The sequence below is a fragment of the Dethiosulfovibrio salsuginis genome, assembly GCF_900177735.1.
Taxonomy (GTDB): domain Bacteria; phylum Synergistota; class Synergistia; order Synergistales; family Dethiosulfovibrionaceae; genus Dethiosulfovibrio; species Dethiosulfovibrio salsuginis.
This window is the reverse complement of the sequence record NZ_FXBB01000020.1, coordinates 1-15,172: the sequence shown is the minus strand read 5'-3', so window position 1 is coordinate 15,172 and position 15,172 is coordinate 1. Positions and strand designations below refer to the sequence as shown.

At 51.1% G+C, this 15,172-nt stretch carries 13 protein-coding genes; 2 read left to right on the top strand and 11 right to left on the bottom strand.

All coding sequences use genetic code 11. The features are described 5' to 3' along the window. Nucleotides 1-29 precede the first annotated feature (29 nt). Nucleotides 30-1,214 (top strand): YibE/F family protein, encoded by a 1,185-nt coding sequence (locus tag B9Y55_RS08230; RefSeq protein WP_085544879.1) that lies wholly within the window; start codon nt 30-32, stop codon nt 1,212-1,214. 51 nt (nt 1,215-1,265) lie between these two features. Here the strand turns inward: B9Y55_RS08230 and B9Y55_RS08225 are convergent, their stop codons facing one another. The 11 genes from B9Y55_RS08225 to B9Y55_RS08175 form a co-directional block, all read right to left on the bottom strand. After that, nucleotides 1,266-2,018 (bottom strand): substrate-binding periplasmic protein, encoded by a 753-nt coding sequence (locus tag B9Y55_RS08225; protein ID WP_085544878.1) that lies wholly within the window; start codon nt 2,016-2,018, stop codon nt 1,266-1,268. Nucleotides 2,019-2,075: 57 nt separating this feature from the next. Further along, nucleotides 2,076-3,290 carry a Wadjet anti-phage system protein JetD domain-containing protein gene (locus B9Y55_RS08220; RefSeq protein ID WP_085544877.1) on the bottom strand — a complete coding sequence of 405 codons (1,215 nt, stop codon included), beginning with the start codon at nt 3,288-3,290 and terminating at the stop codon, nt 2,076-2,078. Continuing rightward, the gene (locus tag B9Y55_RS08215) at nt 3,287-6,652 is read right to left on the bottom strand and encodes an ATP-binding protein (RefSeq protein WP_085544876.1); all 3,366 of its coding nucleotides are present in this window, start codon (nt 6,650-6,652) and stop codon (nt 3,287-3,289) included. The genes B9Y55_RS08220 and B9Y55_RS08215 overlap by 4 nt, the downstream gene beginning before the upstream one ends. Next, entirely contained in the window at nt 6,645-7,196 is a 552-nt protein-coding gene (locus tag B9Y55_RS08210; protein ID WP_268753293.1) for a DUF4194 domain-containing protein, read from the bottom strand. The genes B9Y55_RS08215 and B9Y55_RS08210 overlap by 8 nt, the downstream gene beginning before the upstream one ends. 38 nt (nt 7,197-7,234) lie before the next feature. Continuing rightward, nucleotides 7,235-8,677 (bottom strand): DUF3375 domain-containing protein, encoded by a 1,443-nt coding sequence (locus tag B9Y55_RS08205; protein ID WP_085544874.1) that lies wholly within the window; start codon nt 8,675-8,677, stop codon nt 7,235-7,237. A gap of 39 nt (nt 8,678-8,716) precedes the next feature. Further along, a complete protein-coding gene (locus tag B9Y55_RS08200) occupies nt 8,717-9,247 on the bottom strand; it encodes a hypothetical protein (protein ID WP_085544873.1) in 531 nt (176 codons plus the stop codon). Beyond that, on the bottom strand, nt 9,244-10,302 hold the full coding sequence (locus tag B9Y55_RS08195) for an AAA family ATPase (protein WP_085544872.1): 1,059 nt from the start codon (nt 10,300-10,302) through the stop codon (nt 9,244-9,246). The genes B9Y55_RS08200 and B9Y55_RS08195 overlap by 4 nt, the downstream gene beginning before the upstream one ends. Nucleotides 10,303-10,378: 76 nt before the next feature. After that, nucleotides 10,379-10,975 carry an RloB family protein gene (locus B9Y55_RS08190; RefSeq protein WP_085544871.1) on the bottom strand — a complete coding sequence of 199 codons (597 nt, stop codon included), beginning with the start codon at nt 10,973-10,975 and terminating at the stop codon, nt 10,379-10,381. Further along, nucleotides 10,975-12,276, bottom strand: a complete 1,302-nt coding sequence (locus B9Y55_RS08185; protein ID WP_085544870.1) for an AAA family ATPase — start codon at nt 12,274-12,276, stop codon at nt 10,975-10,977. Before B9Y55_RS08185 ends, B9Y55_RS08190 begins: the two co-directional genes overlap by 1 nt. 152 nt (nt 12,277-12,428) lie before the next feature. Continuing rightward, nucleotides 12,429-12,638: a PhzF family phenazine biosynthesis protein gene (locus tag B9Y55_RS08180; protein WP_085544869.1), complete on the bottom strand. Its 210-nt coding sequence runs from the start codon at nt 12,636-12,638 to the stop codon at nt 12,429-12,431. Then, on the bottom strand, nt 12,635-14,779 hold the full coding sequence (locus tag B9Y55_RS08175; protein WP_085544868.1) for a GmrSD restriction endonuclease domain-containing protein: 2,145 nt from the start codon (nt 14,777-14,779) through the stop codon (nt 12,635-12,637). Before B9Y55_RS08175 ends, B9Y55_RS08180 begins: the two co-directional genes overlap by 4 nt. A gap of 157 nt (nt 14,780-14,936) precedes the next feature. Between B9Y55_RS08175 and tnpA the strand changes: the two genes are divergently transcribed. Then, the coding region (gene tnpA / locus B9Y55_RS08170) for an IS66 family insertion sequence element accessory protein TnpA (RefSeq protein ID WP_407641445.1) at nt 14,937-15,172 on the top strand (236 nt) is incomplete at its 3' end.

Genomic DNA, 15,172 nt, shown 5'->3' with positions numbered 1-15,172 from the left:
TATATATCGTCCAAAAGGAGAGGTTATAGATGTTCAGCAGGTGGTTTATGGAGGGAACGTCAAGACAGGACGTTCTGTTCACCGTTATCGTAGGGTTGCTCTGTGTCCTGCTTTGGAATTTGCCAACCGGGTTTGAGGATCGGCTTGGGAAGGGATCCACGATGGTCAAAGGTAACGTCGTCTCCACCGACGACTCTATGGTGGTTCGTTCGGGAATAATCAGGACCGGGATCCAGGTGGTGTACGTCCTTGCCGAGAAAGGGCAGTTCGAGGGGAAGACCCTTGAGGCTTCCAACCTATTGTCGGGAAAGTTGGAGCTGGACAGCTTTTACTCTCCCGGCGAAAGCGTGTTGCTGGACGTGTCGGTTAAGGACGGACAGCCGGTCAGGGTCAATATGTCGGGGCACAACAGACTTGGGATACAGCTCGCCCTCCTCGCCCTGTTCGCCGTAGCCCTGTCTGTCGTGGGAGGGGCCACCGGAATAAAGGCCATGGTCTCCTTCGTCTTCTCCGCACTGACTATATGGAAGGTCATGATACCCCTTTTCCTCAAGGGGATGGATCCCATACCGGTGGCGTTGCTGTCGGTTTCAGCCATGACATTCGCCATAGTTTTTTTGGTCGCAGGGTTCACCAGAAGGGGCTTCGTCGCGTGGCTGGGATCCATGGCCGGCCTTGCCTTGACCTGCGTCCTCGCCCTGCTCTTCTCCGGCCCCTTTTCGGTCCACGGGGCGGTCAGGCCTTTTTCCGAGACCCTGCTCTACTCGGGATTCCCCCATCTGGACCTGACCAGGATATTTCTAGCGGGGATATTCATAGCCTCCTCCGGTGCTGTGATGGACATTGCTATGGACATATCTGCGTCCATAGAGGAGATAAAGTCCCATAGGCCCGACATCGGAAGGTGGCAGCTATTTCGCTCCGGCCTAAAGGTAGCAAGGGCGGTCATAGGGACCATGACGACAACCCTGCTTCTGGCCTACTCGGGAGGCTACATGACCATGATGATGACCTTCATGGCCAGAGGGATTCCCATGGCGAACATATTGAACCTAAACTACGTTGCAGCAGAGATACTTCACACCATGGTCGGAAGCTTCGGCCTGATAACCGTCGCTCCTCTGACCGCCTTAGCTGGGGCTCTGCTGCCCTTCGCCAGGGAGGAGGAGCTACCGATAGAAGAGCCCCAGGTGGCATCGGCTCCCTCTGTATAAATGAACGGGAACACCTCTATTTGCCGAGGTGTTCCCGTTCATTTTTTCGCCCTATTTGAGGTATTTATCCACTATGGCCTGGTACGTTCCATCGGTCTTCATATCGTCCAGGACCTTCTGAAGCTGGTCTATCAGGGCCTGATCGGTGTCTTTGTGGAAGGCGTAGTAAAGGTGGCTCTCGCTCAGGACGTAGACCGTCTCGTAGTCTCCGGGGTTTAGGTTCATATCCTTAAGCTGCCAGTTGGCCACGCTCTCCTCGTAGATCAAAACGTCTATCCTGTCGGAGTTGAGCTTTTTGATGTTCAGTAGATTGTTGGCTATTCCCTCGATCTTGGTCATTCCTGCCTTCTGTGCCAGAGAATCGGCGACATCGTCCTTGACGACCCCGGCAGAGAGCCCCACCAAATCCGCATCGGAGGCCACCTTTATGCCCTTGCTCTTCAGGGCTATGACTGCGATTCTGGACGCTGATATTGGCCCGACCCAGTTGAACATGGGTTTTCTCTCCTCGGTGTAGGTCATGCTGAAAAGACAGGTGTTAGGGGTCGACTGAACCTCGTTGTATCCCCTAGCCCATGGGAGGACCTCTACATCCTTGGCGGTCTTAGAGGACCCGACCCTCTTTAACATCTCCGCCAGGACGTCTACCGCTATGCCCGAAGCTACTCCATCTTCGTCCTTCATGTTGTAGGGCGGGAATTCCTCGGTCATGAAGCGGATATCGTCCACCCCCACCGCGAAGACGCTCCCAGCTACTATACAGACCAACAAAAACGACAAACCAAGCTTCTTGATATATTTCAAGGCTATTCCCCCCTCGGAGATATTTTCTGGTTAGTCATTATACCTCTAGAAAGGTGATTAGTCAAAATATTGGCGGTGTTGGATGCTCTTTTTTTGCTTTAGCCGATCTAGTGCCTCTCGCAGATGGTTAAACCCTATCCGCTCCTGCTCCAACCTTATGGATTTTCCCCAGAGGTCGCTGTTGAGCCGGCGGTATAGGCTTTGCTCCTCGTCGGTCAGCATGGAGAGCTCTCCCCTCTCGGGGGTGATTTCCTCTCCCCAAAGATCTCGGTGTTCCAGCAGAGTCTTTTCGTCCATCAAGAGGGAACGGCAGTCGGGGACGACGGACCTAAACTGGTTTAGAATGGCGAAACCGTGGGTGTCCAGATCGCCCCAGTAGTGGACCTCCCTGTTTTTGAGCCAGTGGGCCTGAGAGAGATTTTCAAACCCATATCCCGAGCCGAATATGACCATGGCACCGGGAAACTGGGGGAAGGCCAGAAAGTTTATCTCGTTCTCAACGACGAAAACCCTTGTCACGTCCGAATTTAAAGAGGCGAAGGCTTTTTCCGTGACGGTTATATCCTGGTCCTCTCCTCCGTAGGGAAGGCTCAGCTGTTGGTCTAAAATCCTGAAACGAACCCTGAGGGGCTTCTCCTTGAAACCATAGCGACCGCAGAAGCCTTTTTTACCGGTATATCGTCTGTCTATAGATTCCTCCGGCAGGGCCAGGTCCAGGATCTCCCCTAGGTCCAATCGGTGTGCCTCTATAAACTTGCTGTGTATTCCCGGCAGGTCTATCTGTCTGAGGTATATGGACGGCTTGGGATTATCCTTAAGCCAGGCCACAACGTCAAGGATAGCGGTCCAATGCTCACACAGATCTAACCCCTGGAGGGGCTTCCTGGCCAGCCATGGCAGGATAGAGGGATCTCTATCGTTGGTCAGGGCCAAAAGGGATGCGAAGCTTTTGGCCTCTTTCCCCTTGCCTATCATCCTAAGACCGTCCTCAAGGCTGTCGATCCATATCTCCCACGGAATAGAGTTGCAGCCAAGGATCCTGTGCTCCACGGTTTTCCACTCTATCCTATAGGCTCCCTGCTTTTCGACGAGGAGGGAGATCCACTTCCTTACGTCGTCGAAATCGTCGCTTAGCTCTCGGGATGTAGGTTTTTTAAAAGCCAGTTTTAGGGGAAATAGAGGCTCTTCTGTTGCCATCGATCTAAGAATTGCACCTTTTTCCCACAGCTTTTGGACCTGTTTTCTCAGGTGATCCGGCGTAGTCCAATTCAAGACAATGTCCCTTCCTTTTGGCCTCTGTATTCCTGGATGGTCATGTTCAGCAGCACCGACCGCTGGTCTTCGCCGGACTGGACGAATCCGACGTTGGAGACGAAAGGCTCTATGATGTGGATTTTCTGCATCGGCGTGACCACCAAAAGCTGGAGGTTCAGTTTCTCGAAAAGCTGTAGACCGTACTGGGCCGACTCGTCGGACCCCCTTCCGAAGGCTTCGTCGATAACAACGAAGCGGAAAGACTTGGACCGGACCGCTCCCCACTCAAGGCCAAAACGGTAGGCAAGGCTTGCCGCCAGGACGGTGTAGGCCAGCTTTTCCTTCTGCCCCCCCGATTTGCCCCCTGAGTCGGCGTAGTGCTCGTGCTCGCTGTCGTCCTGTCTCCACCTCTCGCTTGCGGCGAACACAAACCAGTTACGGACGTCGGTCACTTTTGCGGTCCAACGTCTGTCCAGGTCGGAGAAGTTCTCCCTGCCCTTAAACCTCTCTATGATTCGCTTGACCTGGAGGAATTTGCCGTCGGAGTATTGGTTTTCCTCCGATCCAGTGAGGGTTCCCTCGGTGCAGGCCCTGAGCTCCGCCTGAAAATCCCTGACGTCGACGTCGTGGCTCAGCTGAGCCTCTATCCTTATGTATCTGTCGGGGTTGTAGTCTATCTGGGTAAGCGATCTGTTGATCTGATCTATTCTCTCCCTGATGGTCTCCCTCTCCCGGTTGAGCTGGGATTGGAAATTGGCTATCTCCCTGATAGTGTTCTCGTTGAGAAGCTCCTTGAACCGTCCCTCGAACCTAGGTAGATCGTCGGACCTGAGACCTTTGAGCATGGAGAGAAACTCACCGCCTGAGGCCACGTCTGAGTCGACGTCCTTCGTATCGAGGGGCCATTCCCTTCTGTATTCGGTCATGGCCTTTACGATGCTCTCCCCTAGACGGGCTATTTTTTTGTCCTCCCCGTCTATTTTGACCTGAAGCCACTCTCTCAAAGCCCGCTCTCTGGTCTCACAGGTCTCTACCGTGAGGGCCTTATCCCCCGTAGCTTCCACCTGGAAAGCCTCCAGAGAGGTGAAATACTTAGTCAAACCGTCATCGGTATCGGAGAGGGTCTCCCTCGCTTCCCTCAGTTGGGTTGTCGCGTTGGATATCTTTTCCTCCGTCTTTGACCGACGATCCTTCCTTTGGTCCAGCTTTTCCTCGGTTTTCGCCATCTCCAGCTCAAGCTCCGAAAGCTGGGAGGTCAGGAGCTGAAGGCGGTCCGATGCGGCCTCCAACGTCCGTCTCTCCTCCTCCAGCGTCGATATGGAGAGGCTCAGAGGTCGCCAGTTTATCTCTCCAAATTCCCGGTATTCCTCCAGTCCTGAAAGGGCCTTGAGGGCATTCATAAGCTCCGATCTCTCGGAGTTGAGGGAATCCATCCGTCTCGAAAGCTCCGCTATGCGTAAGGTGTTTCCACGGGCCTTTTCCTCCAACGCGGCTATCTTCTCTTCGTTGCTCCATCCCAGGACATATCTGCTTTTATCGTTGAGGGCAAACCTATCGTCCTTTTCGTGTCGTCCTCCGGGGGTTTTAATCTGACCTGCAGCGGTTACCGCCATCGGCTCTTTTCTGAATCGGTCCGCACTGTCGCAGCAGATCAGGTTGAACCGATGGGCCAGCTCTCTGTCCAGCCATCCGTAAAAGGGCGAGTTTGGCTTCAGCTGTAGCTTGTTCACCAGTGAGTCGGGATGGATCTGCGGCTGTCCCTTTCTGCCGTCCTCTCTGACGTGGAAGTAGACCAGGCGGCCTTTTAGGTGGGTCCTGTCCACGAACTCCTCGACCTGACGATAGTGGCTATCGGGAACCAAAAGGGAAAGACCGAAGTTTCTAAGTAGCCTCTCCGCCGCTCCCTCCCAGTCCCTCTGGTCCTCCCTCACCTGTATGAGCTCTCCCACGAAGGGCATCTCCTCCTCGGAGATGTTTAGGGCCTTGCATATAGACCTGCGAATCGAGACCTGTCTCTCGTCTATATTGCTCCGACGGGCCTTTAGGCCGCCTATCTCGGCGGTCAGTCCCTTGAGCTCCTCCCTCTCGCGGGAAAGCGGAACCCCTATCTCGTTCAGGTCGTTGTTTATCCTGGCCTCGGAGGATTCGCATCTTTTCTTTATCTGGGCTAAATTAGACCTCTGCTTTAGAAAATCCTCGCCGCTGGAGGGAAGGACCTCCTCTAGGATCGCCAAAAGCTGACCGTATCTGGATTCCCGTCTCTTCCGGTGGTCCAGCTCCTGCTGAAGTCTTCGGATCTCCTCGCCGATGGTCTCTACGCGGTCTCCTCCGCTCTCCGCTATGCTGAGCCTTAGCTCCCTTTCCCTCTTTTTCTGGGTGTTTTTGAGGTCCTCTAGCTCCGTGACCGCTCCTTTATGTCTTAAGAACTCCTCCTCCAGGGAGGATATACGTTTCTTGAGAAGCTTTATCCTCTGGCTCGCTATCCATGGATGAAGGGCCTCCCGGCAGTTTCTGAGGTTCTGGACTGACATGGATATCTGGCCGTGTCTCTCCCAGTTGGACACGAGGGGCTCTAACTGCTCTATCTGTCTTTTTGCCTTAAGGACCGCCTCGTGGGCCCTGTTTAGATCCTCGAAATGGGCGATTAGTTTCTCTATCCTTGACTCCGTCGGGAACGGCTCTATCATGTGGTCCCTGACGAAATCGGTGAGGTTGCCCACGGATTTCATCGAGACCGTCTGATGAAACAGGTCCAGCGCCTGCCTGTCCTTTATGCCGAAGCTTCGCCTGAACCAGTTCCCGTATTCGGTGAAACTGTCGAAGACCCCGACCTTCAGGGAACGGAGCCTCTTTTTCAGGCCTAAAATATCCTTCCCGAAATCGGAAAAGTCCTTTGCGATGGAAAGCTCTCCATCGCAGGCCACGTAAAGCCTGGCGGGCTGGCTGGAGGGATCTTTTGTCCAGAAAACCTGAGCCAGGGTGACCGTCTTGTCGTAGCCCTCGTTTCTGAAAACCCCCAGTATGACCGAGTAGCTCTTCTCGTCCCTGAAGGACACCGCCTTGACGCTTCCCAGGGACTCCCTGCGCTCGGACTTAAAATAGCCGAGGACGTAGGACTTAAGGGTCCTCTCTTTGCTCTCCGCTCCGGCGGCCTTGTTGTAGGCCACCTTATGGCTTGGGACCAGCAACGTGGTAATGCCGTCCACAAGGGTGGACTTCCCCGAGCCTATATCCCCCGTCAGTAGACAGTTTTTGCCGTCCAGGTTTAGGCTCCAGACCCTTCCGTCGAAGGTCCCCCAGTTGAGGACCTCAAATCGGTGGAGCCTGAATCCAGCCAGCCCATCTTCGGAGGAAAACTCAAGCTCTATAGGTTCACTCATCGTCTTTCTCCTCCTGACCTCTGTAACCCTCAAGTCGCTTGTCGAAGTCGGAAAGCCATTGGGCGTCCACAAAGGCCTTTATGATCCGCCGGACCTCTATGGTACCTTCGCCTTTGTCCATTCGGCGTATAAAACCTAGATCGGCGATTTTGTTGAGTATGGCGTCCACCTGGCCTATCAGCTTAACGTCGTCGCTCCCGTCGGGGAAAAAGATACGGATCATCTCCACCACGTCGTCTTTGGACATTATCAGCCTGGTCTCCCCGCCTCCAGCGTCGAACTCGGCCAGTTTTTTGCGAAGAAGGGCCAGGACAAGGCTCACAGGATAGGAGAGCTGCCGCCTGGCGACCAGCCGAGGTAGCTCTCTTTCCTCGTCCTCTTCCTGCTTTTTAGAGCTCAAAAAGGCGTATCCCTCCGCCTCGTCCAGGGCCAGCTCAAGGCCTAATACCGCTACGTAGTCTCGGATATTCCCCTGTAATTTCAGTAGGTCCTCCCAAACCCTCGGTTTCTCATCCCGGTATACGACCCCTTTAAGGAGTGGTATTACCGCCGAGGAAAGTTCGTCTGAATCGGATATTTTAATCAGCTCCTCAAAAGAATAACCATCGGTATGGTAGCCTGGACCGTTTTGGTATGGGATTCCCAGGCTATTTCCTCGTGCCTACTATCGTCGACAACGCTGTGGGGCCACTCGCCTGCTATGTGAAAGTAGGTCACAAGTTCCGCTAGGCCCTGGTTGAGTGGATGGGCGGAGATGACCTCTCCTAGGCTCACCTGGTCCCTGGTCTGAAGCTCACGGCGGATATTGCTGGAAAGCTCCTCTTTATCCACGATGGACTGAGAGAATAGAGCGGAGGTGTCCACGTCGAAAAATCCCTCGTCCAGGATAACCTGATCTATCGTCGCCTTAAACGGGGCGGAGTATAGGGGCCTTTCCATAGGCAACTCTATGGTCGGGGACGTTTCGTCTATCTCCATGAAATCGCCTGATGGGTGGTTCTCCCGTATCTCAAGGCATTGTGACTCCAGGGAGTGCAATATCTCTATGATGCGACGGTTCTCTAGCCATGCCTGATCGTCCAGAAAGCGGCGAAGCTGCTCCGACAGCTTGGCTACGGTCCTCTGGGTATGCTCTCCCGCCTCAAGCCAGTCGTAATGAACCCTTCTAAGTCTTGGCTCCGGGTCCATCTCCTTTATTGGGACAAGCTCTAGGACTCGATCCAAAAGGTCCGTAAGCTCCTCCTGACGGGACTGGGACATGAGAAAGTCCCAAAAAGCCCTGAAGCTCCTTCCCTGATCTGAGTCGGATATGGCGTCCCTCTCCCCCATTATCTCCTCCAGCAGCTCTCCCTTAGAGCCTTTCCACAGGGCGATACGCTCTCTCACCCGTCGGTCAAGGCCTCGGAAGTTATGCTCCACTTCCCTGAAATCGGACAAAAGGGCTCGGGCAAGCTGTACAAACTGCTGAAATCGATCCTTCAAAGACGTGTCGTCCAGAAGAGGAACTTCGCCGGACTCTATCGTCGAGATCTCCCTATCTATATCGTCCCTCCGCTTTTTAAGCTCGGCGATCCTTATCTCCGGGTCGATCTGGCTGCCCTCGCTCATCTGGCGAAGGAGCTCGAACATGGTAAGAAGCCGGGACTCGGTTCCCACAAAGACCCTCTCGGTCAGACTCTGGAGCCACAGCAGGGCTTTTTCCGTCGCAGGGGTTAGGTCGAAGTGGGGCTCGTCGGTTCCCGGTGGGTAGAACTTCCTGAGCCAGCCCTTGTCGTTGTTGGCCCAATCGTTCAAATATCCAAGGGCGGTTCCCGGAAAGGAGTGGCCGTCTCCGTCCTCTCTGAGAGAGAAAAGCTCGTCCTCCAGGGCCTCAACCAGCTCCCCTTGGGAGAGAATTCGGACGTTGGGTACTATGAAAACCCTGTTCAGAAAACTGGCCACCAGCGGGGCATGCTGTGCCCTAAGCAACCGCCAGGCAGGGTGGTTCTGTCGAAGGGACTCTAGGGTATTGTAGTCGAGAATCATCGTGGAGAGCCTCCTGAAATTTGGGGTGTGTACCGTATTTTATACCTCCTCCTCGTCCAGCTCTCCCTCTATCCTCCTGGCTGGCCATTGGGGGAAGTTCTCGTTCCAGGTCTCGAGGTTGAAGACCTGACAGTTCTGGACCGGGTGTCTGCACCACCTGGGGGCGTTTTTGCCCGATGGGGACAGCTTTTTGGATATCTCGTCGGACAGATAGGGCAGGAACTCGCTGTCTAAGGTCACCAGGTTTATATAGTAGACCGTCTTGGACAGCCTGTCCTCCGCCCAGCGATAGAAAAAGCTGTCTATGAACTTCGAGGCGAATGTGGAGCTTAATGTGCCGTTCTCCAGCTCGTTATAGAATTTCATTAGGCCCCTTTCCGTGGCCCTCGGGTTCCCTGGGTCCTTTATCTCGACGAAAAGGATAGCATTCTCAAACTCAACTATGAAGTCCACTCGGTGCATCTCACCTATGCTGTGGTAGTTAGGCCGGTTGCGGTCCATCTGATCGAAGACCATACCGTCTATGGCGTCGGTGAAGTCGATCTCTATGTCCCGTTCTCGGAGGATCATTTTCCCAGGGTCCCCATCTTTCTCCTGACCTGCTCTTTTGTCATATCGCTGAAGGCGTTGGCTATGGCGTTAGGTGGGATTGCTCCGTAATCGTCCACCATCTGAACAGATACTTCCTCGCAGTCGTCTCTGGACAGGACGTGATATCTAACCTGGTCTCCAGCTTCTTTATCCATGAGCAGATCTAGCCATTTTATGAAGACGTAATCGTGGGTGGCCAGGATAATCTGCTGTCCCTCTCGGGATAGCTCCAGTAAAATCTGGACTAAAAGCCTCATCAATCTGGGGTTGAGGTTCGCCTCGGGCTCATCCCAGAACAGAGGCCCACTCTGCCCTGGCTGCACCGATCCGGTCTCCATGAGCCTGTAAAGCACACCCGCCTTTCTGAAGCCCTCCGCCATAGCGTTGGCCGAGTGCTCCCCGCTTTCCACCTTAAAGGTTACCTTCCCCCCACCGTAAAACACGAAGCTGCCGCCGCACAGGGCTCGAATCTCCCCCATGGCCCACCGGACCTTTTCGTGGAGGTATTCTCGTCTAGCCTCGGGCAGATCAAGGGTCAGGCAGAGGTCGTAGTAGGTCTGATCGAAGGATAGGTCGTACTTCTCGTAGAGGCTGTTAAAGCCCTTCATAAAAGATAAGACTTCCTTGGTGGGGATGAAGGAGGGTTCTCCTGTGCTTCCTAGGTATCGGTCTTGCTCGATCTCCAGATAGCGGGAGACCTCGGAGAAACTGCAATCGATGCTCCCTTTCTTCCCCAGCTTGGCGGACAGGGCTCCCCACGGATTGGATCCCTGCCGGTACATATTGCCGAGGTGATCGTCCAGTGGCATGAACACCTGAAGCAGCTTTTTCGTGAGCTCCTTCTCGAGATCCTCTGCCATGTCCTTCTCCCCTTTTTTGAAGGTGGAAGCACCGTGGCAGAGGGTATAGGCCGCCTTGAGCAGATGGGTCTTTCCGGTGCTGTTCTCCCCTATGAAAACGTTGACCTTTGGGGAGAAATCTATGTCTATGCTCTCAAAATTGGTGAAGTTCCTGAGGCTTAATGACTTTATCACGGCTGTGATCCCTCCACGTGTATTATCGACTCGGAGTAGATTCTCCGGTAATCCTATCGGTAAAGACGTCAACTATTTAGGGTCGAGGTATCCTTTTTACTAGCCTATAAACCGTGGTGCTACCAAGTCTTTTGGGCCATCCGCTAGAAGGTGGATTATCTCCCTTTTCTGCTCGGAGGATAGCCTGATCGATTCTTTCATTCGTGAACTTACTAGCGTTGATGTCTTTATCGTATCCAGGGATATGCTTTTTTAGACGATCAGAGCAGTCCCTTGACGATCGAATCGCGACACCATCCTCAAAGTGAAGCAATAGCCAATACTCGAACTTGGGATTGCTCAAGGCTAAGCCGTAATTTTCCTTTGATTTAGCCCATGAACTAAGCTCTTCTATTTGACTATCGGTCCACTGATCCTTGTCGACCACGATCCAAGCCTCGTCGAAGATTTTTAGATCGTTTTCATTCAGCCAGTTTGCCATTCTCTTTAAAACTTTAGGAGGAGAGCTTGCATGACCTCCCTTAAGACATAATATTTTTGCTGTAGACAAGGTTGTGTTAAACATGTAGAAATATTTTGGCTCGATTTTTTCGCCTTCAGTGGCGATCAGGAATAACTTCCTTTGTGGCCTTATCCCAGTCGGTCGATTGAAAGATCGTCTCCCAGGAGACATTAAAAACAACTTCCTCTCGTCAAAAGCCTTGGAATCCCGCCAAAACGCCCTTGGAGGTAGCTTTTTAGGATGTCTTTATCGTAACGAATGTCTTTGTAATCGCTAAAGGAAAACAAGCTAGAGGCCCCATGAAGATCTCTTTCTGCCACCCACATCTCGTCTCGACGGAACAATTCTTGGTCCATCAGAAGCATATCGTGGGTTGTAAACAAAAGTTGAGACCTAGATCTGTCGGAACAGGCAGAAAGATAAAACTCAATTAGCCTCCTTGTGAGCAACGGATGGAGACTACGGTCAATTTCGTCTATAATGTAGACTTTTTTAGATCCATCGGCGGCTAACTCCAGAAATGCCGGCAATAGATCGATAACCCGTTGAGATCCATCGGACTCCTGGCGAATATCGAATTTTACCGATGTTCCGTCCTCTCTAGAGTGAAAGGAGATCAATTTCTTTGCTATCAGTTCGTCGTTCTCTCTGGTAATTACAAGTCGTTCCTTTGTAGGTAGTCGGACAGCCATGCCTTCTTTGACGTCCTCTTTTAGCATCATCTTAAAACTCTCTGGAATAGGAACGTTGTCTAGAGGCACATCCTCCGATCCTAAATGCAGAATGCCTGTGTCAAGTTGACACAACATATCGTTCATAGAGTTGTATAGAGGATGTCCATCGTCGAAAAAACGCTCGAAAGGTTCAAAACGAGAATCTGGAGCGATTAGCTGTAAAATATCCTTAAACCAGTCATAGACGGGGCGAAAAGCATCGATATTTTGATCCACAGAGTTGGTCAAAAAAAGCTGATTTATCCTGGTACCCTTGAAGGCGAATAGAAAGAAATCCCTGTCTGGCAGAGACTTATCGAGGTCTATATCCCCCTCTCTACGGCTGTAAAGCACCTTTTCGCTTGAGCTGGATATAGCGGTAAGGCTTTCCTCTAAAATAGCATTGCGGGTTACGGCAAGACGGAAATCGTATATCGTCTCATCTATAAGCACCTCAAACTCAAAACGGGAAGGTTGTTTAGACCCCTCTAAGCTAAGCTTAAAAAAATCTACAGGTATCAAGCTGTCCGGTCTGGTTCCGTTCACCACAAGCGTTTTTACGAAGCTGAGTGCTTTAAAAAAATTTGTCTTCCCAGATGCGTTACCCCCATATAGAGCGGCAATTGGAAGAGCCCTGGTTCTGTGCTTATCCAGTTTGGGTACCCTTTCTCCATGTTGACGCTCTTTGCTAGCGATCATGGAAAAATCGACTTTATCTCTGAAAGACATCCAGTTTTCGATTGAAAAACGAATCAGCATTCTATCGCCTCCTGTGGGTATATTGGCTCATTATATGACCTAATATACCCCTGAAGTGGGTGTATGGTCAAATATAAAGAGAAAAAATCTCTTTATGTGCGATAGACTGCCTCTGGCTTGAGGTCAAGTTGGAAAGTTGTCTTTGTTGAGGCTTAATCCACGTGTATTATCGACTCGGAGTAAAGGACGGCCTTCCCCGCCAGTTTTACCCGGGAGCCTGCTATCCTTCCGTACAGAACACCGCATCGTCTGGACGCCTGATAGGCCACCAGCTCCGATAACCACCGCTCCATAACGCATACTGCGGCGGGATTACCTCCGAAAACCCTGTCCGTAAAGGCGTCAACTACGTACTGTCTCATACTTCGTTCACCATTTGGCTTTCAAATGACTGTCTTATCAGTCCCATCACGTATGGTATTTCATCTTTTGAGGCAAGAAGAACTTCCACATCCCCGTTGCCCCATCGTCCGACCTTGGTCACGTCTTTGCAGATGCCTCTGCTATCGGTTAAATCCATAAATCTCATGTTTAGGGATATTCGCAACCCTTTTCTCTGAGGAACTATGTCCACGAAGTTCGTGTCGGCTTTGTATGCTATATATAACTTCAAAAAATGCTCAGTGACACAGGGGTCTAGGGCGAGAATCTCTTTCCTGATGGAGTCAAAAAGTTCCCTTGTACTTGAGGTACTTCCATTATCGTCGAAAGAAAGGTACGGATAGCTTTCTATGGTGTAGTTTTCGTTCTTTGATCCAGCATTCGTTGGGGATTCTATGAAAGTAATAGAGGTCTCAGGAAAGGGCCAAACCTTAAGAGCTAAATCGCTTAGCCTTTGGCCCCGGCTTATAATAGTATCTTCATTCCACCTTTCCGTATTACCTAGTCCTTCGTTCAATTTTAGAGGACTATCCTTAAAACCTCCCTCCATGTCCCTTTTCTCGGCAAAAGGCCTATCGCTGTACTCCGAATTGTATCCTGTAAGAGTCAAATTCCCTAGGGTATGAAGCCAGCTGTTGTGTACCCTCTCCCAATCTTCGCCTAGATCGGACCTCCATTGCTCCTGGAGGGAGGGATTTTGAGGCATAATATGTTCTATAGAATACTCCTCTAAATTTACTTTCTCTTTTCTCCTGTGATTTTCGAGCTTTCTTAGACAATAGGTAGTTCTAGCCCTCACTCTGTTGTAAAGGTCTATAGTGCTAATGTCTTTTCTGAACTCTTCGTCGTTAGGGAATCTCTTGTAGGACACTAACCCGTGAAATTTTGCGTTCAAAAAATCGACAAGCCCGTCTCCCTCAAAGGACTTGGCCTGTGCAGCAAAATCAGCCAGAGTCTTATTGAGAGAGTTTGTTGGGATAGAGCAGATTACCCTACGGAATACGTAGGATTCGACCGTTCTTACCAGAGTTAGAAAATCTTCCTTGCTCAGAAGCCCCAAATCGTAGCGGTTATAGAGTTCCAGTAAAAAGGGATAGGCCACGTCGACTTTTAGGTTTTTGAGGTCGTAAAAAGCTTCTCTCAGGCTTGGGTCCGACTCTTTATCAAAAGCCATAGCACAGAAAAAGCGGGAGTAGCGGCGTATTTCCGCCACTAAAGACGCTATCCCTCCATTGGTTACTTTTGTGCTGCGGGAATACTCCTTAAAGGCCTCATATACCTCTCCTTTTCTTGGTATTTCTCCGTTAGTAAGGGTCAGATAATGGCGCATAAAATCGTCGAAGTATTCCGTGTAAGCCTCTTGGCCGAAGGATATCTCCATGGGACGCCAGTACTTATCGTAAAGGTCAGCCTGGAGATTGTTTTCCAATCCCATAAGTACGAAGTTTCTGATTAAGTCGGCCTGGCTTAGCTCTTTGCCGGTTGAGTTCATGCTCTCAAATATAAGCTGTGGGTTATCGTAGGCTCGATTTAGTGCAACTTCAACAACCATAAGCTTAGCCAGTCCTTTGCATAGGGTTACTAATTTGCCTTTCTCCTGGGCAATAAGCTTCTTTAGGAGCTCAAAGTTTTCCGCTATGCGGACGGAATGTTCTTTAGGTAGCTCTTTATCGGAAAGAAGTGCTATCAACGACTCTTTATCGGTTTGGGTTAGGATGAGTTTATAGCGCTTTTCCCCTTCTTCCTCTTTGTTGATCAGATAATAAGAGATTATTTTATTAGGAGAAAATCCCTCTATAGGTTCTTTGCTCTCTGCTGGTTGAGAATTTAGGTAATCTGCCAGTGCGGCTAATAGTAAAGTCAAAGTGGTTAGCCGTTGTTGTCCGTCTATAACCAGCAAAGAAGAGGGCGATAGGATTGTCTCGTTTGGATTTTGGGTTATGTAGACGACGGATCCAACGAAATGGGACGGAATATCATCCCTATTTCCGGTCCTTATTATGTCTTCCCAAAGCTGTCGGCACTCTTTGTCCGTCCAGGAATAGGTTCTCTGGTAGATGGGGGTGGAGAACTGGGGTGATTTCCTTATGAGATGCAGAAAACTGGCTTCGTTGGCTTTCATGGCGACCTCCCAATATGTTTTTTCGTTTCTCAATATACCATAACTTTCAGCGTAAGCGTCAAAGCTAGCAGTACCTCGTAGCATCATCATCGGCGTGAGATAATCGCCCCACGATGAAGACTGAAGGGAACTCAATCAGTACGGGGGTGGTAGACCAATGATGACGAACCAAGAAGCTAAGCTAGCAGAGACCTTAAAGATCTGGGCAGATCATATCAATAACTGTCGGTCCAGCGGAATGACAGTAAGGGCCTGGTGCAAATCCAAGGGAATCCACGTTCATACCTATTATTACCGCCAAAACCAGGTCCGCAAAGCTGCCTGCAAAGAGGCGCAACAGCAGGAGCGTAAGACATCGGTATTTGCCGAGATAAAGCCTATGGAGCAACGTCG